Raw genomic sequence first — 20655 nt, 5'->3', positions numbered from 1 at the left:
AACTCGACCGTTATAACAGGACATCTGGACGTCCACAAGTCCGGACAGCTTTTGTGAAAGTGTCGGTTATGACCTTGTGAGGCCCCTTCAGCCTCTCTAGAATCGGCCCATACCCCGCAAGAGTTTCCATTTTTATGAGTCAATTAAGTGCCATCCTGATCGGCGCAAACTCCGGCCTCTCCCAGGCCCTGGCGCTGGAACTGGCCAAAGACAACGTGCGCCTCGGCCTGATGGCCGCGGATACCGACGCGCTGGCCCCATTGGCTGAAAAGCTGGGCCCGCAGACCGAGATGGTGGCCATCGACATCCAGAACCCGGAAGCCTGTCGGGAGGCGTTCGAGGCCCTGTGGCAGAAGCTGGACGGCGCCGCCCTGGTGGTGATCAACACCGCCGCCGGTGGCCTGGACCTGGACCTGCCCTGGGCACTGGACAAAACCGTCATCGACATCAACGTCACCGGCTTTACCGCCCTGGCCAACGCCGCCTTTGCCCGCATGGTGGAGCAAAAGTATGGCCAACTGGCAGCCCTGACCTCCATCGCCGGTGAGCGCGGTGGTCCGCAGGTGGCCTTCCACGCCTCCAAAGCGTTCCAGCAGAACTACCTGCAGGGCCTGCGCCTGCATGCCCAGCGCCTGAAGCTGCCGGTTACCATCACCGACCTGCGCATGGGCTACCTCGACAAGATGCAGGGCCGCGGCAGCAAGCTGTGGAGCGCGCCGCTGCCGGTGATCGCCCAGCAGTGCGTCAAAGCAATGAAAAAAGCCAAACACACTGTGTACGTTACCCGCCGCTGGCGCGTAATCAGCTGGCTGACTGCGCTGTTGCCGGAGTACATCTACAACAAGCGCAAATACAAGGGCTGAGGCCCGCACAGCAAAAAGCCACCCAAGCGGGTGGCTTTTTTGCGTCTGTCTTTGTGACCGGGTTTCGCTTTAGAAGGTGTAACCCACGGAAAGCATGTAAACCCAGGGGTCGATGTCGGTCTTAATGGATACCCGGTCTTCGCCCAGATTGAAGTTCACGTCGGTGCCGATATCGATATACCAAACGGACGCGTTCACCAGCCAGTTGTCGTTAAATTTGTAATCGATGCCCACCTGGCCCGCCAGGCCAAAGGAGGTGTCCACGTCCAGATCGCTCAGTGCGCCGTCGAGGTCATTGGTGAACTTCTCGTCGAAGAAAACGGTCATGTTCACACCGGCACCGATATAGGGACGCAGGTTACCGGAACCGAAGTAGTACTGGGCCATCAGGGTCGGCGGCAGGTGCTTCAGCTTAGCCAGATCGTTGACACCAGCTTCCGGCAGGGTCACTTCGTGGCTGAATGGGGTAGCGGCCAGCAGTTCCACACCAAAGTTGTTAGTCACCATGTAGGTGAAGTTCAGGCCCAGCTGAGTGTTGTCATCAACCGCAAACTCACCAAAAGTGGCTACTTGCCCTGAGCTTTCATTCGGCGCTACGGTGGCAGCACCAACACGAACGATAAAATCGCCCGCTTCGTGAGAAAAGGCCGGAGCAGAGAGGGCAGTGAGAATCGCCAGAGACAGCAGTTTGGTTTTCATCTTGTTCACTCCATGAGGTGAGAAAGGGTTGGTTCCCGTAACCTTATGGCGCCAACCCTAGCGAGCTTTCCCAACAGCAACTTTGATCTCGCTCAACCTCTCTGAAACAATTAGGAAACAGCACCATCCCATCGTGATCAGCATCACGAAATCATCTCTTTTTATGACAGGACGTTCCTATGCTGCACGCCCCGACACATCCGCAAGGCCCGGTTCTTTCCCGCTTTATTGCCGGCTACTGGCGACTGCTCGACTGGCAGATGACGCCGCAGCAACGATTAGGTTTCCTGCAAGCTCATCTCGATCTGGGCATCAGCAGTTGTGACCACGCGGACATCTATGGCGATTACCAGTGTGAAGCCGCGTTTGGTGAAGCACTGGCACTGAACCCCGGCCTGCGCGAGCGGATCCAACTGGTCACCAAGTGCGGCATCTGCCTGCCCGGCAGCAAGGGCTATGACCTGCCCCACTACAACACCAGCGCTGGCCATATCCAGCACCAGGTGGAGCAGAGCCTGCGCCACTTTGGCACCGACTACCTCGACCTGCTGCTGATCCACCGTCCCGACCCGCTGATGCAGGCGGACGAAGTGGCCGAAGCGTTCAACCAGCTGCAGCAGGCCGGGAAGGTGCGTCATTTCGGCGTCTCCAACTTCACCCCCAGTCAGTTTGACCTGCTGCAATCCCGGCTTGATCAGCCGCTGGTCACCAATCAGGTGGAGATCTCCCCGCTGCAACTGACCGCCCTGCACGACGGTACGCTGGACCACCTGCAGCAACACCGCATCCGCCCCATGGCCTGGTCCTGCCTGGGGGGCGGTCGCCTGTTCAGCCCCGCAGACCCACAGGCCCGCAGCGTCCGCCTGGAGCTGTCAAAAGTGGCGGAAGAGGTGGGCGCCGAGGGCGTGGATCAGGTGGCGTTGGCCTGGCTGCTGGCGCTGCCCAGCAACCCGCTGCCGATTCTGGGCAGCGGCAAGATTGAACGACTTCAGCAAGCGGTGGCGGCAGAGCGCCTGAACCTCACCCGGGAGCAGTGGTTCCGCATCTGGGTGGCCTCAACCGGCCACAATGTGCCCTGAGCCAAACTGTCCTGAACCCGGGTCACAATGGCCCTCAGGCGAGACATTCTGTCCAGCGCAATTCGGACTTTTCACCCCTGTAGTCAGATCAGGTTATTTCTGGTTGATCCATCTCTGAATTTCTTCCCCGTGGCGTTGCCCGGGGGTAATCGGCTTCACCAAAATACGGCCGATTATTTCGAGGATTTTCAGAATGTTGAAATTTGGACTCAACCCCATTCTGGTCGCCATGCTGATGCCGCTTCCGGCCCTGGCGGTCTCTGCCGGGGGGATTGATGAAGTGGTGGTGGTTCATGCTGACCAGCCCACAGCCCAGCGCGAAGCCGCGACCCAGTACACCGTCAGCCGTTCCGACATTGAGCTGTCCGGTGCCCAGAGCCTGGAGCAGGTGCTGCAGGAGGTCCCCGGCCTGCACATCCGCAACGCCAATAAAGGCCCGGCCCGCATTGAAGCCCGCGGCTTTAAAACCCGCCACCTGACCTTCCTGATCAACGGCGTGCCGTACAACAACGGCAGCGACGGTGAGTTCGACCCGGCCACCCTGCCGGTTAACCTGATCGAGCGGGTTGAAGTGGTCACCGGCGGCGGCTCCCTGCTGTACGGCCCGGGTGGTGCAGGCGGTGTTATCAACATCATCACCCGCAAATCCTTCGACGGTCACAGCTTCAGCGCCAATGCCGGTGGCGGCAACGACGGTGCCTGGCAAGCGGGCGCCGGTGTGGCACTGGGCGACCAGACCCACTCTGGCCTGCTGCAGTACCAGGGCTATGGCCGCGACGGCTTCCGCCTGCCCTCCGACTTCGACGCCCAGGCCCAGGAAGATGGCGGCACCCGCAACAACAGCGACTACGAACAACACAGCCTGCTGGGCGAATACGACTGGCAGCTGAGCGAAGACACCGAACTCGGACTGACCGCCAACTGGGGCACCCTGGAGAAGGGCAACCCCATCCAGGTGGACAGCAAGAAGAGCGAAGTGGAGCGCATCGAAAATCAGGACCGCTTTGGCATCCAGGCCCGCGCCAGCCACAACCTGACCGAGCAGCATCAGCTGCGCGGCTACGTCTACTACCACGAGCAGGACGAAGAGCGCCGTACCTACGCCGATGACACCCTGGCCAAGGCGCTGGACCGTACCGACGTGCACCTGGCCAATCAGGGCATCAACCTGCAATGGGTCTGGAAGCAGGACGCTCACCTGCTGACCACCGCTTACATGCTGGAACAGCAGCGCTGGCGCTCCGAGCTGGATGACCTCTCTGCCAGCACCTTTGCCGGCGGCACAGGCTCTGGCGGCGGTACCGGCGGCGGTACTGGCGGTGGCTCTGGTGACGGCAGTGGTTCCGGTGGTGGTACTGGCGGTGGCGACGGTTCCGGTGGTGGCACTGGCGGTGGCGATGGTTCCGGTGGCGGCACTGGCGGGGGCGACGGTTCCGGTGGTGGCACTGGCGGTGGCGACGGCTCCGGTGGCGGCAGTGGCGACCCGATGCAGCAGCGCGACCAACGTACCCAGTCCATCGTGGCGGAATACCAGTGGCAGCCCAGCCAGTCTGGCGGCCTGACCCTGAGTGGCGGTCTGCACGACAACGACATGGACGACACCCTGCGCCACAGCCTGCTGGGCTCCGGTTACTACTACGTGACTGACAGCACCAAGCTGAGCGCCAGTGCCGCTCGTAAGATCCGCTACCCGACTCTGGAAAACCAGTACGAGGCGGCAGCCGATGTGGAACTTGAGCCGGAAACCACCGAGCACTACGAGCTGGGCCTGACCCAATACCTGGGCCAGACCAACCGCATCGAACTGAGTGCTTACTACAGCGATGTGGCCAACTACATCGAGAAGGACGACAACGACGTTCTGCGCAACTACGCCCATTACCGCTTTACCGGTGTGGACACCAGCTGGCAGAACCAGACCTTCGAGTCGGTGCACTGGATGCTGGGATACAGCTACCTCGACGCCGAGAACCGTGGTGAGGACGACCAGAATCGCACCACCCTGCAGTACCGTCCCAAGCACACCGTGAAGGCCAATGTCACCGCTTACCTGCCGTGGCAACTGACCGCTCGTCTGGACAGTCAGTACGTGATGGACCAGGTCTTCTACAAGAGCGGCGAGCAGCAGGAACTGGACGACTACGTGCTGGTGGACATCAGCTTCAGTCAGCCGCTGCCGGTTGACGGCCTGAGCTGGCAGTTCACCGTGACCAACCTGTTCGATGAGCTGTATGAAACCAGCCGCGCCCTGCCCCAACCGGGTCGGCAATGGCTGCTGCAGCTGAAGGGCCAATGGTAAGTCGTGCTGCAACTTGACCAGTTGACGTTGAGCCGGGGTAACCCGGCTCTGTCGATCTCATTCACCCTGGCGCCCGGTGAGGTGATGATCCTCAGCGGGCCCACGGGCTCCGGCAAAAGCACCCTGCTTTTGCAGATTGCCGATCTGCTGGAGAGCCCCTCCGGCCAGATCACCCGTCCCCCCCGTATCGGCCTGGTGATGCAGGACCCGGCGCTGCAGCTGATGCGCGAACGCATCGGCCCGGAAGTGGCACTGTGGCTCGAACACCTCGCTGTGCCACCGGCACAGATGCGTCCCCGTATCGAAACCGCGCTGGCCCAGGTAGGGCTGAAGCTGCCGCTGGACACCCCGGTGGCCCAGCTGTCGCAGGGACAGAAATACCGCCTGCTGCTGGCCGCACAACTGGTGGCCGAACCGAACCTGCTGCTGCTTGACGAACCCTGGGCCCAGCTGGACCCGGAGGCACTGGCGGTGGTGTTGGACACCCTCGACAGCCTGCGCCAGAAAGGCGTCAGCATGGTGATTGCCGAACACCACGCGGAGGCGTTTGCCCGCCTCAATCCGCGCCACTATCCGCTCGGCCATACCGAGCCGGTTACCCTCGTCCGATGGCCACAACTGCCCCGCGGCCACAACGTTCTGGCCCTGGAGGATGCGCTGCTGCGCACCGACGATACCGCACTGCTGGTGCTGCCGAGGCTGGCGCTGCGGGCGGGTGAATGCGTCACCCTCAGTGGCGCCAATGGCAGTGGGAAAAGTTCTCTGTTGCAGGCTCTGGCCGGATTGGAGCATCGCCTTGAGGGCGAGGTTTCAGTGCTGGGACGTCGTCCCGGACAACGCGGCAAAAGAGGCGCCGCAGGCCGTATTGGCTGCCTGCTGCAACGACCCGACCGCCAACTGTTTGCCGCCACTGTGGCGGAGGAGATCGGCTTCAGCCTGCGTCGCTCCGGCCAGAGCCTAAACGAGGTGTCGCACTGGCTCGACACACTGGGGCTCGGTCATCTGGCCCAGCGTTCGCCCCTGCACCTCTCCTACGGCCAACAGCATCAACTGGCGCTGCTGGCCCAACTGGCCGCCAAGCCGGATCTGCTGTTGCTGGATGACCCACTGGCCGGACTCGATGCCAACGCGCAAACCCGGCTGTGGGAACTGTTGATCACCCAGTGCCAGCGGGGGATGGCCATTGTCATCGCCAGCCATCGTGCCCTACCCGATACCGGGTTGGCCTGGCATATCGATAACGGAGGTGTACATGTGGCGGCCTGATCCGGTGCGTCTGACCCAGGCCAAACTACTGGCCGTACCGTTGCTGACCCTGCTGGGCCTGTCCGGACCAAACTGGCTGTTGGCGCCGCTTATGCTGGCCTGGCTGGCGGTGTTGCTGCCCCTGCCGAAAGGGCCACGCCAACTGCGGCGTACCCTGCTGTTTATGCTGCCCAACTGGCTGCTGATCAGCGCCGTCTACGCCTTCAAGTTTGGGGCAGACGGCCTGCCGATGGCTGGCCTTATCAGCGTTCGTATCCTGCTGGGGATCCTGCCGGGGCTGTGGTTCTACCTGTCGACCCCGGGGCAAACCCTGATCCGGGCGCTGGATCCCTGGCTGTCGCGACGCAACGCCACCGTGCTGCAGGCCGCACTGGCCTTGCTGCCGACCATGGTCAATGAAGCCCGACTGCTGTTTCAGCTCGCCAAATTGCGCGGCGCGCACCTGTCCGCCCGCGACTTTCTGCGTCCCCGGGGTTACGCCGAGCTAGGGCAAACCGTGCTGCTGCCGCTGCTGGTGCAGATGATGCGCTTTTCCGAACAACAAGCCCTGGCCTTGCGCAGCCGGGGTTACCAGGAAGACCAACCCCTGACCCGATTTAAGGAGATCTTATGAACGCGCGCTCTCTGAACGATGCCCTGTTGCTGGGCACCCTGGCGCTGCTGTTTGTGGCGGTGAAGTCCGTGTTCCGCTTTAAGCTGGGCCTGACCGGCCACTCCATGTTTTTCCTGATGACCACCCTGCTGCTGGCCCGTGGTCTGGTGCCGGTCAAAGGTTCGGTATTTTACTGTGGCCTGATCGCCGGTCTGCTCGCCATGGTGCTGGGGGTGGGCAAAGGCGGGCCGCTGGTGCTGCTCAAATTTATGATGCCGGCGGTGGCGGTCGAACTGGCGCTGTGGCTGCTGCCGTTCGCCCCCTGGTATCGCCTGCAGGCGATGGTGGTGGCCTTTATTGGGGTGGCCGCCTGGACCGCCAAAGGCGTTCTGGAGCTGGCCCTGGCCGGCGCCACCTACGAGGTGATGCTGGTGCAGGCGGGCTGGAAACTGTTTGGCGGCTGCGTGTTTGCCACTTTAGCCTGCCTGCTGGTGCCCACCCTGCTGCGCCACCTGGCCCACCATCAACTGATCCCGGCCAACCGCCAACCCGCTAAGCTGCAACCGGCCCAGGAGGCCTGCTGATGAAACTCTTTATCTGCATTGATGACACCGACGAAATTGGCACCAAGGGCACCGGTGAACTGGCCCAGGAGCTGATCGACGCCATTCACCAACAATCATTGGGCCAGTGTTCCGCCATTACCCGTCACCAGTTGTATGTGCACCCGGACATCCCCTACACCTCGCACAACAGCGCCATGTGCTTCGAAGTTCTGACCGAAGCGCGCCACTACGGCACCCTGAGCGGCATGGCGCAGCAGTTCCTGCTGACCCAATCTGCCGCTGGCTCCGACCCGGGCCTCTGCATCGCCCCGGCCGAATCCCTCGACGCGGCCCGCATCATCGCCTTTGGCCAGGCTGCAAAGCGCGAAGTCCTGACCCGCGCAGAGGCCTACCAACTGGCGTTTGAGCTGGGCGTCCACCTCAGTGAACACGGTGGCCGCGGCGACGGTGTGATTGGGGCGCTGGCCGGGGTTGGCCTGCGCCTGAGTGGCCGCGATGGTCGTTGCAAAGGGCGGTTAAAAGTCGAGGCAGAACAACTGACGGTGGCCCAACTGCTGGCCCACCCGGAGATCGACGCGGTGACCACACCGGCCGGTGAAGTGCTGGCTCCGGATACGATGATCACCCTGCTGGATAAGGTCAAAACCGTGTGGTGGGATCACCGCAATACCCTGCTGGTGGTGGCCGATGGCGACCGCTGGATCAATGCCCAGAAACCCCACCTGAAGGAGTACTGATGACGCTGCACAAAGGTTTTAGCGCCTACACCGAAGTGCGTCTGCTGGCCAGCCAATGCCCGCAATTTGGCCCCGACGACGAAGATGAACACACCGACAGTGAGCTGGTCAGTTGCTACAACTGCCGCTACCGTCGCTGGCTGATTGACGGCTTTGAGTGCCGCCGCCCGCAGTGATTAAGCCCCGTCTGACGGCATAACAAAAAACGCCCCGCGATGCGGGGCGTTTTGTTTGGCTCAGGCCATCAGGACTGGATCGGTTCCAGCATCACTTCGGCACTGAACTCCTTGTTGTTGATCACCGGGTAGAGATCGAAGGTTTGCAGGATGGGGCGGCCATTCACACGCACCGCTGCCCACACCACGTATTCCGCCTTCTTATCGAGAATGTCTTCCGGCACCGAGAAGTAGAACGGCACCGGCAGCTTACCCACATCAAACTCTTTCTGAGTCAGGATCACGCCCGGTGTTTTGGCGTCAATGATCGCCACCACCACGCGGGACCCATCCGGCAGAAGCGTGGCTTCCTTATAGGTGATCACGCCGCTGACGCGAACGTAGTCCGGTTCCGTTGGCGTGACGGTCACGCAACCGCTCAGGGTGACAACAAAAAGCAGGCAAAGCAGTCGTTTAATCATTGGCCAGATGGCTCCGTAATGGGCATGCAACCCAGTGTAATCAACGGCTCTGCCTGCCTCAAGTCAGGCCGGTTGTGGATCCGACGCGGCCTGTGCGCGAGCGGCCAGATAGGCACGGGTATCCGCCAGGATCTCCTTGCGCAACAGCAGCAGCGCGATCAGATTCGGCACCGCCATCAGGCCGTTCACCACGTCCGCCAGCAGCCAGATCAGCTCCAGTTGCAGCAGGCCGCCGACCGCCACCAGCGCCACAAACACCACGCGGTAGGGGAAGCGGCCGCGTTCACCCACCAGGAACAGCACCGCCCGTTCACCGTAGTAACACCAGCCCAGGATGGTGGTGAAGGCGAAGAACAGCAGCGCCACGGTGATGATCTTGGTGCCGATAAAGGAGGAGAGTGCGGTATTGAACGCCTCAGAGGTCATGGCCGCACCGGCGGTGTCGCCCTGCCAGGCGCCACTGAGCACCAGCGCCAGACCGGTCAGGGTGCAGATGATCAGGGTATCCAGCATCGGTCCCGCCATCGACACTAGGCCCTGCTCCACTGGAGAATCGGTCTTGGCGGCAGCAGCGGCCATCGGCGCGCTGCCCAGGCCCGCTTCATTGGAGAACACGCCGCGGGCAATACCGAACTGGATCGCCATCATCACGGTGGCGCCGGCAAAACCGCCTCCGGCCGCAACCGGGTTGAAGGCCGACTCAAAAATCAGGGCAAAGGCGCCGGGCACCGCTTGCCAGTTCAGCAGCAACAGTGCACTACAGGCCAGCACGTAACCGATCGCCATGGTCGGCACCAACGCTGTGGCGACGGTGGCAATGCGCTTAATGCCCCCCAGAACCACAGCCGCGACCAGCACGGTCAGTGCCACCATGGTCAGGGTATTGGGGATGGCAAAGGCGATATTGGCGCCGTCCACAATGGCGTTCACCTGGGGGAAGGTTCCGATACCGAAAAACGCCACCAGCAGGGTAAACAGGGCAAACAGCTTAGCCAGCCAGTTCAGGCCGGTGCCGTGGGCGATGTAGTACATCGGACCACCGACCTGCTCGCCGCGGTCATCGGTGCGGCGGTATTTCACCGCCAGCATGCACTCGGCGTACTTGGTGGCCATACCCAGCAAACCCGCCAGCCACATCCAGAACAGGGCCCCAGGGCCGCCCAGCTTCACCGCGGTGGCCACACCGACAATGTTACCGGTACCGATGGTGGCCGCGAGGGCGGTGCACAGGGCGCTGAAGCGGCTGACATCACCGGTGCTGCCGCTTTTCTGGAACATCAGCTTGAACGACAGAGGCAGACCGCGCAGCTGCAGCATGCCCAGATTGATGGTGAAGTACAGACCGGTTCCCAGCAGCAGGATCAGCAACGGCGGACCCCAAACCCAGGATGACAGTGTGGCTAGTGCGTTTTCGAGTGAGTTCATGGGTGTTTTTCCTCCTGTGTGACGACTCACTACACAAAGAGGAGAAACCATGATGGACCGGGACCAATGCCCGAGATACAGCGGCAGTGCAGGCCGCCATCGAGAGATCGATGGCGGTATTCAGCACCTCTGTCCTTTTGCCTGAGCGTTTCACGGCATAGCCGCTTGCGCCTTCGGCGTCCAAATCAATGGATCTCTCCAGAGGCTCGTCCAGTAACAGTCCTCATCGGGAACTCCCGACGCCTGAAAGATTTACTTCTTCGGCGGGCGGCTGGGCCACCACTCTCCTGATACCTTCATCCGAGTTCCCCGCTTGTGAAAGGCGGGGAGAGGCAATGTAACAAAAAACCGCCGTGCCGCAATGGGGCACGGTGGTGATGTGTTTCACACTTTGGGGATTTTCTTCTGCTGGCGCATCAAACCCTCCTGCACCGCACTGGCGATCAGCTCCCCCTTCTGATTGAAGAACTGGCCCCGCACCAGGCCACGGCTGTTGGTGGCATTGGGGCTGTCGATGGCGTATAGCACCCATTCGTCAAAGCGGAACGGGCGGTGGTACCACATGGCGTGGTCGATGGTGGCAACCTTCAGGCGCGGGTCGAGCCAGGACAGGCCATGAGGCTGCAGCGCAGTGACCAGGAAATTGAAGTCAGAGGCGTAGGCCAGGAGGTAGCGGTGCAGGCGCGGGTCATCCGGCAGCTTGCCCTGGGTGCGCATCCAGACGTAACGGCGCGGCTCGCTGGCCTTGGGCCGGAACGGGTCGATCTGCTCCACCAGGCGCATCTCGATGGCGGCGTTATCCAGGTAGCGCTCCATCAGGCTTTTGGGCAGTTTGTCCGCCAGCACTTTGGCCAGGTCATGCTGATTGGGCAACCCCTCGGGGCCGGGCACCTGGGGCATCGGATCCTGGTGTTCAAACCCGGGCTCCTCTCCCTGAAAGGAGGCGGTCATGTAGAAGATCGGGCGGCCGTGCTGAATGGCACTGACCCGGCGGGCGCTGAAACTGCCGCCGTCGCGCAGGCTCTCCACCTCGTAGAGAACCGGACGGGACAGGTCGCCGGGGCGAAGGAAGTAGGAGTGGAAAGAGTGAACCGAGCGTTCTGCCGCCACGGTCTCCTTGGCGGCGCTGAGGGCCTGGCCCAGCACCTGGCCACCAAACAGGTGACCAAAGCCCAGGTCCAGGGTCTGGCCACGGAACAGGCCATCTTCCAGTTGCTCCAGGGACAGGATCCCGAGCAGGCGATTAAGCGTATCTGACATCGCGTATTCCACTTCAGTGAGCACAAGAGGCAATACGCTACTGGCAAATCCGCCGAATTTCTAGCGCCCCTCGATGACACTGCGCATGGTGCGGGCCAGGCGCTGGGCGAAACTGTCGTAACTCTGGGTTTTCGGGCTGGACTTCAGGTTGGGCCACAGGCTCGCCAGGGTTTCCGGACGACGCTCCGCCGGCTCCAGCCGCAATCCCACCCCCTCCTGCACGCCCGCCAATGCGTAGTGGCCACCGCCAGCGGTGATCACCTCGCCGTTGGGGGCCCGTCGCGACATCAGCCACAACATCGCTGGCACCACGGTATCCGGCGTCATCTCATCCGCTTGCTCCGGCAGGACCCAGCGTTTGGAAAGGCGGCTGTAGCAGGCCGGACACAGGGCGTTGATGCGGATCCCCGCTTCGTTGGCTTTGACGTGAAGGCTACGCACCAGTGCCAGATTGGCCGCGTTGGAGGCGGCGTAACCGGCCATGCGGTCATCGCCGTACAGGGCGGAGAAGCCGGAGGTCACCATAATGCGACCGTAGCCCTGCGCCTGCATCACCGGCCAGACCGCCTGAATGCTGGCCAGCGTGGTGAAGTAGTTGCCATCCATATGGCGGCGGTACAGGCCCAGGTCGGTGCCCAGCTCTTCCTGGCAGATCAGCACCCCGGCGTTGCAAACCAGGCCGTCAATCCGGCCAAAACGCTTGAGGGTATCCTGTACCACCTGCTGCAGGGCTTCCGGGTCGCGCACATCGACACAGTGGCCAATCACCTCGGCCCCCATATCGTGGGCAAGCTCGATCACGTCCTCGAGAAAGGCCGGATCACGTCCCTCGCCATCGGTATCGCAACCGGAGTCCAGCGCCACCACATGGGCACCGCGCTCCGCCAGCGCCAGCGTATAAGCACGACCCAATCCCCGGGCCGCGCCAGTAACCAGAATCACCTGGTCGACAAATTGAATCACGTTTAGATGCCTTTCCTTGAGTGATTGTCCGGTCACTGTGGCTCATGGTGGGAGAAATTTCTGTGATCCTCCGTGCAAAGGGTATTACTGCTGCTTGGAAACCTCCGTGAGGGTGATCGGAGTCTTTTGTGTGCCGACAAGGTACACTTCGCGTACCTGTTTTTTTTCAACTGCGTTATCAATGCAATTCCAATATTGGCTCATGGCGATCCGCCCCCGAACTTTGCCCGCGGCGATCAGCCCTCTGTTGCTCGGTAATGTGCTGGCCTGGTATCAAGGCCAGTTCTCCTGGCTGGTGGCGGGCTGTGCCATGCTGTGCGGCGTGTTGCTGCAGATTGGCGTCAACCTGGCCAACGACTACTTCGACTTTAAAAGCGGCGTCGACACCGAAGCGCGCCTGGGCCCGACCCGGGTGACTCAGGCGGGCCTGCTGGCCCCTACGGCCGTGCGCAATGCCATGGCACTGAGCCTGGTACTGGCGGTGGCGGTCGGCCTCTATCTGATCTACGTCGGCGGCTGGCCCATCGCGGTGCTGGCGGCGCTGGCGGTGGCCGGGGCGCTGGGCTACTCCGGCGGCCCCTACCCCATCGCGTCACTGGGGCTGGGTGAGGTGGCGGCCTTTGTTTACTTCGGTCTGGTGGCCGTGGTGGGGGTGTACTTTATCCAGACCGGTCACACCGACCTGCCAGCGTGGCTGCTGGCTTCCGCCCTGGGTCTGTATAACGCGGCCATCATGCTGGTGAACAACACCCGCGATATCGCCACCGACACCGAAGCGGGCAAACGCACCCTGGCCGTGCGCATCGGCCAGCACAGTGCCCGAATGCTGTACCGTGCGCTGGTGCTGCTGCCTTTCCTGATGATCACCGTAGCCTGGTTGCTGGGTGCCCTGCCGGGACAGACCGTGCTGTTGGCGGCCATCGCCGCGCCTATGGCCGTGAAGCTGGCCAGTGCGTTTGAGCAAACCGAAGGCGCAGCCCTGAACCCGCTGCTGGGCCGTACCGCCCAGCTGACTCTGGTATACAGCCTGCTGTGCAGCCTGGGCCTGATCCTGGCCCGCTGGATGGCCTGAGCCCATTCGCGCTAAACGCAAAAACGCCGCCCAAATGAGCGGCGTTTTTTGTTTGTCATCGCCGGTTATCCGGTCACCCGTCCCTTGCCGTAGCCCAGTCGCACCAGGGTGTTGTGCACCAGGTCCAGCGCCGCCGGGTCTTCGATGGTGGCGGGCACAACGTAGTCCTGATTGTCTGCCATCTTGCGCATGGTGCCACGGAGGATCTTGCCGGAGCGGGTTTTCGGCAGTTTGTTGATCACGCTGACCAGCTTAAACGCCGCCACCGGGCCAATCTCCTTACGCACCAGCGCAATCAGCTGCTGATACAGCTCATCCTCGCCAAGCTCAACGCCGGATTTGAGCACCACCAGGCCCAGCGGCACCTGCCCTTTGAGCTTGTCAGCAACGCCGATCACCGCCACTTCCGCCACTGCCGGATGCTGCGCCAGCACCTCCTCGAAGCGACCGGTGGAGAGGCGGTGGCCTGCCACGTTAATGATGTCGTCGATGCGGCTCATGATGTAGAGGTAGCCCTCCTCATCCTGATAGCCGGCATCGCCGGTCAGGTAGTAGCCGGGATAGCGGCTCAGGTAGCTGTCGATGTAACGCTGATCATTGCCCCACAGCGTAGGCAGGGTGCCCGGTGGCAACGGCAGGCGGATGGCGATCGCCCCACTCTGCCCGGCGGCCATCGGGTTGCCCTCCTCATCCAGCACCTCCACCTGGTAACCCGGCACCGCCAGGGACGGAGAGCCGGCCTTAATGGGCAACGGTTCAATACCCAGCGGATTGGCGCAGATGGCCCAGCCGGTTTCGGTTTGCCACCAGTGATCCACCACCGGCACCTTAAGGGTGTCCATCGCCCAGTTCAGGGTGTCCGGATCACAACGCTCACCGGCCAGATAGAGTGCTTTGAGGGTGCTGATGTCGTACCGCTGCAGGTACTCGGTATTGGGGTCTTCCCGCTTGATGGCGCGGATGGCGGTGGGGGCGGTAAAGAAGCTTTTGACCTGATACTGCTCAATCACCCGCCAGAACGCGCCGGGGTCCGGCGTGCCCACCGGCTTGCCTTCATAAAGCACGGTGGTGGCGCGGGCCAGCAGCGGGCCATAAACGATGTAGGAGTGACCCACCACCCAGCCCACATCGGACGCCGCCCAGAAGGTGTCCCCCGGGTCGATGTCGTAGATCGCTTTCATCGACCAGTGCAGCGCCACCGCATGGCCGCCATTGTCCCGCACCACCCCTTTGGGGGTACCGGTGGTGCCGGAGGTGTAGAGGATATAGAGCGGATCCGTGGCGGCGACCGGCACACAGTCGGCCGGTTCCACCCCATGTTGGGCCTGGTGCCAGTCCAGATCCCGCCCCTCATGCAGGACCGCACTGCATTGCGGACGTTGCAGGATCAGGCAGCGCTCAACCGGATGCTGAGCCAGCTCCAGGGCGTTATCCAGCAGCGGCTTGTAGGGCACCACACCGGAGGGTTCAATGCCGCAGGAGGCGGACAGCACCAGCTTCGGGCAAGCGTCGTCAATTCGGGTCGCCAACTCCGCGGCGGCAAAGCCGCCAAACACCACGGAGTGGATGGCACCGAGGCGGGCACAGGCCAACATGGCGTATACGGTTTCCGGCACCATCGGCATGTAGATGACGACGCGGTCGCTCTTCTCCACCCCCTGGGCCCGCAGCGCCCCCGCCAGCCGCGCCACCTGAGCCTGCAACTCGGCATAGGTGATGGCGTAGGCGGTATCGGTCACCGGGCTGTCGTAGTGGATCGCCACCTGATCACCAAAGCCCGCCTCAACGTGGCGGTCAACGGCGTTATAGCAGGTGTTGATCATGGCCCCGTCGAACCAGCGATAGAGCGGCGCCGCACGGTCATCCAGCACCTGCTGCCAGGGTTGGTCCCAGTGGATGCCTTCGGCGGCTTCGGCCCAGAATTCTTGGGGTTCGATCTTGGCGCGTTGCTGCAATGCCCGGATAGACGTCATCTTTGCCTCCTTTCGACACGACGCTGTGCCTGTCCCGGTTTTTTTAGCAGGGGTAATGGCAAAGCCCCATTAGACCTAAGGCTACTGATGCCGCTTGCGGGTTGTGCTCAGCCTGCGCCAGATCAACTAACGCAATTAATTCTCATTTGCACTACGATTCTCTTTTGGTAGAGTGCGCCTACCCAATCGGTTCATCGGCAATAGGGAGCCAGCATGCTCGACCTGAACGACCCCCAACTGGTCGGTCAATCCACCCCCGACCCTCTGAGATACGCCTTTGCCCGCAAACACGGCGCCCACGCTGGCAGCGACAGCGAGGTCGTACCCGGTTCCCAGGTTCAAACCGCCCTGCAACAAGCACTGGATGGCGCCGGACAGCCGGGGGACACACGCTGCCTGTACGTTCATATCCCCTTCTGTCGCGTGCGCTGCAGTTACTGCAACTTCTTCCAGTACGCCTCCAGCCAGTCGCTGATAGACCAGTATTTCGATGCGCTGTGTCGGGAGATCCGGCACAAGGCCGCGCAGCCCTGGAGTCAGGCGGCTCCCTTTCAGGCGGTCTACATCGGTGGTGGTACCCCCACCGATCTGAGCGCCACTCAGTTACAGCAGCTGGGGCAGATGCTGCGCCAGCACTTCCCACTGGCGCCGGATTGCGAAATCACTCTGGAGGGGCGCGTCAATGGCTTCGACCGGGCCAAATTTGAGTCCGCTCTCGCCGGCGGTTTTAACCGTTTCTCCTTTGGCGTGCAGAGTTTCAACAGCCAGGTACGGCGGGCTGCCAGGCGGCTCGACGATGGTGATGTGGTGATGCGCCGGATCCAGGAGATAGTGGCCTACAACAGTGCCCCCATCGTGATTGACCTGCTTTACGGGCTGCCACATCAAAGCCTGGAGGTCTGGCAGCAGGATCTGGCGGACTACCTGGAGAGCGGGGCCCACGGCGTTGACCTCTACCAGCTTATCGACATGCAGGGACTGCCGATGCACCGACAGGTTGAGCAGGGCAAGCTGCCACCGCCCGCGGATACCGCCACCAAAGCCACGATGTTTGAACAGGGTGTGCGCTTTATGGCCATCCATCACCAACGGCGCCTCAGCATCAATCACTGGGCCCGGGATAACCGCGAGCGCAGCCTCTACAACAGCCTCGCCAAAACCACCGCCGAGATCCTGCCGCTGGGCGCCGGGGGCGGTGGCAACGTGGCTGGCCTGCAGATGATGCAGACGCGCAAGATGGAGGATTACCTCGACGCGATTCACGCCGAACGCTACCCGGTACCGATGCTGCTGCGAGCCCCCGCCGGTCAGGCATTGCAGGGTCACATCAAAGCGGCATTTGATCATGGCGTATTGTCCCGCCGTGCCCTTGAGCGGGTGGCCGGTGACGACCTGTACCCGACTTTGTTACCTCTGTTCCGGGCCTGGCAGGACAACGGGCTGGTGACCCTGGAGCCGGACTACCTGGTGCTGACTCTGGCGGGCCAGTTCTGGTCGGTCACCCTGGCCCAAAACCTGATCCGCAGCGTGATTACCCTGCGTTCTGAACACCAGGCCGCCTAGGCTTAACAGAGCCAATCTTAATATGGCGTCGCGCCCCGGAACCGGGCACGACCGCGTTCATCAGGAGGATTATTTGCCACACCCAACCCTGACCTCATTGACGCCACGCTGGATTGTCCAGCAGGCGATGACACACAAAAAGCGGTTGCTGGCCGCTAACCTGATCGCCATCGTCGCCACGGTGATCAGCGTGCCCATTCCCCTGATGCTGCCCCTGTTGGTGGATGAGGTGTTGCTGAACCAGCCCGGCACCCTGCTGCACGCCATGAATGAGGTGTTGCCCGCCAGCTGGCAGCAGCCGGTCACCTACATCGGCATTGTGCTGGTGCTGGTGATCCTGATGCGCTGCAGCAGCCAGGCGCTCAATATCCTGCAGAGCCGGCAGTTCACCCTGGTGGCCAAATCCCTGACCTGCCGGATCCGCCAGGCGATGCTGGACAAACTGGGCCGCATCAGCATGAGTCAGTACGAGGCTCGCGGCAGCGGCGGCGTCGCTTCCCTGCTGGTCACCGACATCGAAACCATCGACCGCTTTGTCGGTGAAACCCTGAGCCGATTGATCGTCGGCGTACTGACCGTGGTGGGGATCGCCATTGTGCTGCTGTGGCTGGACTGGCGTCTGGGGCTGTTTATCCTGCTGCTTAACCCGGTGATCATCTACCTGTCCCAAAAGCTCGGCCAGCATGTGGGCCAACTGAAGAGTAAGGAGAACCAGACCTTTGAGCGCTTCCAGCAGCGTCTGGTGGAAACCCTCGACGGCCTGTACCAGCTCCGCGCCGCCAACCGCGAACGGGCCTATCTCGACACCCTGAAGCAGGACGCCGAAGGGATCCGCCACGACGCTGACCGCTTTGCCTGGCGCTCAGAAGCCGCCAGCCGCACCTCCTTCCTGATGTTCCTGCTGGGGTTTGAGGTGTTCCGGGCCGCCGCCCTGGTGATGGTACTGTTCAGTGACCTCACCATTGGCCAGATCCTGGCGGTGTTCGGCTACCTCTGGTTTATGCTCACCCCGGTGCAGGAGCTGCTGGGGATCCAGTACGCCTGGTACGGCGCTTCCGCCGCCATCAGCCGCCTCAACAGCCTGTTGCAGCTGGAAGAGGAGAACCGTCCCCGCGCCACCATCAACCCCTTTACCCCAGACCGCAAAGTGGAGGTCACCATTCGCGACCTGTGCTTTGCCTACAACGACGAACAGCAGGTGCTGCAGAAACTCAGCCTGACCATTCCGGCCGGTAAGCGGGTGGCCCTGGTGGGCGCGTCCGGTGGCGGCAAGTCCACCCTTATCCAGCTGCTGATGGGGATCTACCAGAAATCCTCCGGCGATATCCTGATTAACGGTGCCCCGATCGAGGCGGTGGGCTACGAAGCGTTGCGGGAGCGGATGTCGGTGGTGTTGCAGCACCCGGCGCTGTTTAACGACACCCTGCGCCAGAACCTGACGTTAGGCGACCCCCGCTTCAGTGACGAGCAGCTGTGGCAGGCTCTGACCGTCGCCCAGCTCAGGGAGGTGATTGCCGCGCTGCCCGACGGGTTGGACTCGCCATTGGGCAAAAACGGCGTGCGGCTCTCCGGCGGTCAGCGCCAACGCCTGGCCATCGCCCGCATGGTGCTGACCGATCCGGATCTGGTGATCCTGGACGAAGCCACCTCAGCACTTGACCCACAAACCGAGGCGGCGCTGCACCAAGCGCTGAATCAGGCACTGGCCGGTCGCACCACCCTTATCGTGGCGCACCGCCTGTCCGCGGTAAAACAGGCGGACCTCATCTACGTGCTGGAGGACGGCAAGGTGACCCAGTCCGGTCACCACAGCGAACTGATCCGGCACGAAGGCCTCTACCAGACCCTGTACGGCAACCTGCAGGTCAACTGAGCCTCACTGCGCGGCCACGCAGGCCGCGCCAGCCCGCCCTTTGCCCCACGCCCCAGGGGCCCAACTTTACCTTTACGTAAACTTCATATATGGTGACAAAAAATGTCATCCGTATAGGAACACCATGACCAAAGGTTCACAAGCCACCTACTCCATCAGTGAGCTGGCGCGGGAGTTTGATATCACCACCCGCAGCATCCGCTTCTACGAGGATCAGGGCCTGCTCAAGCCGAAGCGCCGGGGTCAGACCCGGATCTACAGCCTGCAGGACCGGGTTCGCCTTAAGTTGATTCTGCGTGGCAAACGCCTGGGCTTTTCGCTGGCGGAAACCGGCCGCTTGTTTGAGCTGTACGACGCCGACCGCTCCAGTCAGACCCAGCTGCACACCATGCTGGACCTGATCGAGGAGAAGAAGCGGGACCTGCAGATGCAGATGGATGACATCAAGGTGATCATGATGGAACTCACCTCCGCAGAAAACCAATGCCGCCAGGCCCTGGAAGCGATCCAAAAATAATAATCATCGCTCAAAGGCCAGGCGGGCCGATTCGCACAAGGGGAGAAGCGAATGTATCTAGGACGATTCAACTTCGGTCTCGGTGAGACCGTGGACATGCTACGCGATGCAGTGAGGGAGTTTGCTCAGGGCGAGATCGCCCCACGGGCCGCTGACATCGACCGGGAAAACGCCTTTCCCAACGAACTGTGGCCGCAACTGGGCGAGATGGGCCTGCTGGGCATCACCGCGCCGGAGCAGTACGGCGGCGCCGACATGGGCTACCTGGCCCACGTAGTGGCGATGGAGGAGATCTCCCGCGCCAGCGCCTCAGTCGGGCTCTCCTATGGCGCCCACTCCAACCTCTGCGTCAACCAGATCGTCAAAAACGGCAACGATGACCAGAGAGCCCGCTACCTGCCCAAGCTGGTCAGCGGCCAGCACATTGGTGCCCTTGCCATGAGCGAGCCTGGCGCCGGTTCTGACGTGGTGTCGATGAAACTGACCGCCCGCAAACAGGGCGACAAGTACATCCTCAACGGCAACAAGATGTGGATCACCAACGGTCCGGATGCCCACACCTATGTCATCTACGCCAAAACCGACCCAGACGCGGGCTCCAAAGGCATCACCGCCTTTATCGTCGAGCGCGATTTCCCCGGCTTTAGCCAGGCCCAGAAACTCGACAAGCTGGGCATGCGCGGTTCCAACACCTGCGAGCTGGTGTTTGAAGACTGCGAAGTCCCCGCCGAGAACATTCTTGGCGGCGAAGGCAACGGCGTGAAGGTGCTGATGAGCGGCCTCGACTACGAACGCGTGGTACTGTCCGGCGGCCCTCTTGGCATCATGGCCGCCGCCATGGATGCGGTGATGGATTACGTTGGCCAGCGCGAGCAGTTCGGCCAGGCCATCGGCAACTTCCAGCTGGTGCAGGGCAAGATGGCGGACATGTACACCCGCGCCAACGCCGCACGCAGTTACGTCTACACCGTGGCCGCCGCCTGCGACCGTGGTGAAACCACCCGCAAGGATGCCGCGGGTGCGATTCTTTACAGTGCCGAGCTGGCCACCCAGATCAGCCTCGATGCCATCCAGCTTCTGGGCGGCAACGGCTACATCAACGAGTACCCCACCGGACGCCTGCTGCGTGACGCCAAGCTGTATGAGATCGGCGCCGGGACCTCGGAGATCCGCCGCTGGCTGATCGGCCGGGAACTGATGAACGAGATCCGCTGATCCGTACCGGGCCGGTCTCAGGCCGGCCCTGCCAGTCGTTTAAGACAGGGAACCAG

19 protein-coding genes and 1 riboswitch are annotated in these 20655 nt (G+C 62.2%); of the genes, 13 read left to right on the top strand and 6 right to left on the bottom strand.

Going from position 1 to position 20655, the window contains the following annotated elements; all coding sequences use genetic code 11:
• Positions 1-134 precede the first annotated feature (134 nt).
• Positions 135-863, top strand: a complete 729-nt coding sequence (locus FBAL_RS05230) for an SDR family NAD(P)-dependent oxidoreductase (RefSeq protein WP_013344527.1) — start codon at positions 135-137, stop codon at positions 861-863.
• A gap of 69 nt (positions 864-932) precedes the next feature.
• On the opposite strand, the gene ompW is transcribed toward FBAL_RS05230, so the two are convergent.
• Positions 933-1562, bottom strand: coding sequence for an outer membrane protein OmpW (gene ompW, locus FBAL_RS05225; RefSeq protein WP_013344526.1), 630 nt, complete (start codon positions 1560-1562; stop codon positions 933-935).
• Between the two features lie 179 nt (positions 1563-1741).
• Between ompW and FBAL_RS05220 the strand changes: the two genes are divergently transcribed.
• The 7 genes from FBAL_RS05220 (at position 1742) to FBAL_RS20405 (ending at position 8277) form a co-directional block, all read left to right on the top strand.
• Positions 1742-2641, top strand: a complete 900-nt coding sequence (locus FBAL_RS05220) for an aldo/keto reductase (RefSeq protein WP_013344525.1) — start codon at positions 1742-1744, stop codon at positions 2639-2641.
• A gap of 193 nt (positions 2642-2834) precedes the next feature.
• Entirely contained in the window at positions 2835-4940 is a 2106-nt protein-coding gene (locus tag FBAL_RS05215; RefSeq protein ID WP_013344524.1) for a TonB-dependent receptor, read from the top strand.
• Between the two features lie 3 nt (positions 4941-4943).
• Positions 4944-6206 carry an ATP-binding cassette domain-containing protein gene (locus FBAL_RS05210; protein WP_013344523.1) on the top strand — a complete coding sequence of 421 codons (1263 nt, stop codon included), beginning with the start codon at positions 4944-4946 and terminating at the stop codon, positions 6204-6206.
• On the top strand, positions 6193-6819 hold the full coding sequence (locus FBAL_RS05205; protein ID WP_013344522.1) for an energy-coupling factor transporter transmembrane component T: 627 nt from the start codon (positions 6193-6195) through the stop codon (positions 6817-6819). Before FBAL_RS05210 ends, FBAL_RS05205 begins: the two co-directional genes overlap by 14 nt.
• Positions 6816-7382, top strand: coding sequence for a hypothetical protein (locus FBAL_RS05200; protein ID WP_013344521.1), 567 nt, complete (start codon positions 6816-6818; stop codon positions 7380-7382). Before FBAL_RS05205 ends, FBAL_RS05200 begins: the two co-directional genes overlap by 4 nt.
• On the top strand, positions 7382-8101 hold the full coding sequence (locus FBAL_RS05195) for a hypothetical protein (protein ID WP_013344520.1): 720 nt from the start codon (positions 7382-7384) through the stop codon (positions 8099-8101). The genes FBAL_RS05200 and FBAL_RS05195 overlap by 1 nt, the downstream gene beginning before the upstream one ends.
• On the top strand, positions 8101-8277 hold the full coding sequence (locus FBAL_RS20405) for a hypothetical protein (protein WP_013344519.1): 177 nt from the start codon (positions 8101-8103) through the stop codon (positions 8275-8277). Before FBAL_RS05195 ends, FBAL_RS20405 begins: the two co-directional genes overlap by 1 nt.
• Positions 8278-8345: 68 nt before the next feature.
• Here the strand turns inward: FBAL_RS20405 and FBAL_RS05190 are convergent, their stop codons facing one another.
• From FBAL_RS05190 to FBAL_RS05175, 4 genes are all read right to left on the bottom strand, one after another.
• Positions 8346-8738, bottom strand: coding sequence for a YbaY family lipoprotein (locus tag FBAL_RS05190; protein ID WP_013344518.1), 393 nt, complete (start codon positions 8736-8738; stop codon positions 8346-8348).
• Between the two features lie 63 nt (positions 8739-8801).
• Positions 8802-10163 carry an alanine/glycine:cation symporter family protein gene (locus FBAL_RS05185; RefSeq protein ID WP_013344517.1) on the bottom strand — a complete coding sequence of 454 codons (1362 nt, stop codon included), beginning with the start codon at positions 10161-10163 and terminating at the stop codon, positions 8802-8804.
• Between the two features lie 119 nt (positions 10164-10282).
• Positions 10283-10375: riboswitch (glycine riboswitch) on the bottom strand.
• Positions 10376-10547: 172 nt separating this feature from the next.
• A complete protein-coding gene (gene tesB, locus FBAL_RS05180) occupies positions 10548-11423 on the bottom strand; it encodes an acyl-CoA thioesterase II (protein ID WP_013344516.1) in 876 nt (291 codons plus the stop codon).
• Positions 11424-11483: 60 nt separating this feature from the next.
• Positions 11484-12386: an SDR family NAD(P)-dependent oxidoreductase gene (locus tag FBAL_RS05175; RefSeq protein ID WP_013344515.1), complete on the bottom strand. Its 903-nt coding sequence runs from the start codon at positions 12384-12386 to the stop codon at positions 11484-11486.
• 181 nt (positions 12387-12567) lie between these two features.
• Between FBAL_RS05175 and FBAL_RS05170 the strand changes: the two genes are divergently transcribed.
• On the top strand, positions 12568-13458 hold the full coding sequence (locus FBAL_RS05170) for a 1,4-dihydroxy-2-naphthoate polyprenyltransferase (protein WP_041251190.1): 891 nt from the start codon (positions 12568-12570) through the stop codon (positions 13456-13458).
• Positions 13459-13523: 65 nt separating this feature from the next.
• On the opposite strand, the gene FBAL_RS05165 is transcribed toward FBAL_RS05170, so the two are convergent.
• Positions 13524-15431, bottom strand: a complete 1908-nt coding sequence (locus FBAL_RS05165; RefSeq protein WP_013344513.1) for a propionyl-CoA synthetase — start codon at positions 15429-15431, stop codon at positions 13524-13526.
• Between the two features lie 213 nt (positions 15432-15644).
• Between FBAL_RS05165 and hutW the strand changes: the two genes are divergently transcribed.
• The 4 genes from hutW (at position 15645) to FBAL_RS05145 (ending at position 20599) form a co-directional block, all read left to right on the top strand.
• On the top strand, positions 15645-16994 hold the full coding sequence (hutW, locus tag FBAL_RS05160; RefSeq protein ID WP_013344512.1) for a heme anaerobic degradation radical SAM methyltransferase ChuW/HutW: 1350 nt from the start codon (positions 15645-15647) through the stop codon (positions 16992-16994).
• Positions 16995-17121: 127 nt separating this feature from the next.
• On the top strand, positions 17122-18867 hold the full coding sequence (locus FBAL_RS05155; RefSeq protein ID WP_245544396.1) for an ABC transporter ATP-binding protein: 1746 nt from the start codon (positions 17122-17124) through the stop codon (positions 18865-18867).
• Positions 18868-18991: 124 nt separating this feature from the next.
• Positions 18992-19384 (top strand): MerR family transcriptional regulator, encoded by a 393-nt coding sequence (locus FBAL_RS05150; RefSeq protein ID WP_013344510.1) that lies wholly within the window; start codon positions 18992-18994, stop codon positions 19382-19384.
• A gap of 51 nt (positions 19385-19435) precedes the next feature.
• Complete coding sequence (locus tag FBAL_RS05145) at positions 19436-20599, top strand: isovaleryl-CoA dehydrogenase (RefSeq protein WP_013344509.1); 1164 nt, start codon at positions 19436-19438, stop codon at positions 20597-20599.
• Positions 20600-20655 lie beyond the last annotated feature (56 nt).

It is taken from the genome of Ferrimonas balearica DSM 9799, assembly GCF_000148645.1.
Taxonomy (GTDB): domain Bacteria; phylum Pseudomonadota; class Gammaproteobacteria; order Enterobacterales; family Shewanellaceae; genus Ferrimonas; species Ferrimonas balearica.
Note: the sequence above shows the minus strand (reverse complement) of the source record. Positions and strands in the feature narration are given on the sequence as shown.

Coding starts and splice junctions, on each gene's coding strand:
- FBAL_RS05190 (WP_013344518.1), bottom strand. CDS start 8,738: ATGATTAAACGACTGCTTTGCCTGCTTTTTGTTGTCACCCTGAGCGGT.
- FBAL_RS05155 (WP_245544396.1), top strand. CDS start 17,122: ATGACACACAAAAAGCGGTTGCTGGCCGCTAACCTGATCGCCATCGTC.
- FBAL_RS05185 (WP_013344517.1), bottom strand. CDS start 10,163: ATGAACTCACTCGAAAACGCACTAGCCACACTGTCATCCTGGGTTTGG.
- tesB (WP_013344516.1), bottom strand. CDS start 11,423: ATGTCAGATACGCTTAATCGCCTGCTCGGGATCCTGTCCCTGGAGCAA.
- FBAL_RS05145 (WP_013344509.1), top strand. CDS start 19,436: ATGTATCTAGGACGATTCAACTTCGGTCTCGGTGAGACCGTGGACATG.
- FBAL_RS05170 (WP_041251190.1), top strand. CDS start 12,568: ATGCAATTCCAATATTGGCTCATGGCGATCCGCCCCCGAACTTTGCCC.
- FBAL_RS05205 (WP_013344522.1), top strand. CDS start 6,193: ATGTGGCGGCCTGATCCGGTGCGTCTGACCCAGGCCAAACTACTGGCC.
- FBAL_RS05165 (WP_013344513.1), bottom strand. CDS start 15,431: ATGACGTCTATCCGGGCATTGCAGCAACGCGCCAAGATCGAACCCCAA.
- FBAL_RS05195 (WP_013344520.1), top strand. CDS start 7,382: ATGAAACTCTTTATCTGCATTGATGACACCGACGAAATTGGCACCAAG.
- FBAL_RS05215 (WP_013344524.1), top strand. CDS start 2,835: ATGTTGAAATTTGGACTCAACCCCATTCTGGTCGCCATGCTGATGCCG.
- FBAL_RS05220 (WP_013344525.1), top strand. CDS start 1,742: ATGCTGCACGCCCCGACACATCCGCAAGGCCCGGTTCTTTCCCGCTTT.
- FBAL_RS05200 (WP_013344521.1), top strand. CDS start 6,816: ATGAACGCGCGCTCTCTGAACGATGCCCTGTTGCTGGGCACCCTGGCG.
- FBAL_RS05150 (WP_013344510.1), top strand. CDS start 18,992: ATGACCAAAGGTTCACAAGCCACCTACTCCATCAGTGAGCTGGCGCGG.
- FBAL_RS05230 (WP_013344527.1), top strand. CDS start 135: ATGAGTCAATTAAGTGCCATCCTGATCGGCGCAAACTCCGGCCTCTCC.
- ompW (WP_013344526.1), bottom strand. CDS start 1,562: ATGAAAACCAAACTGCTGTCTCTGGCGATTCTCACTGCCCTCTCTGCT.
- hutW (WP_013344512.1), top strand. CDS start 15,645: ATGCTCGACCTGAACGACCCCCAACTGGTCGGTCAATCCACCCCCGAC.
- FBAL_RS20405 (WP_013344519.1), top strand. CDS start 8,101: ATGACGCTGCACAAAGGTTTTAGCGCCTACACCGAAGTGCGTCTGCTG.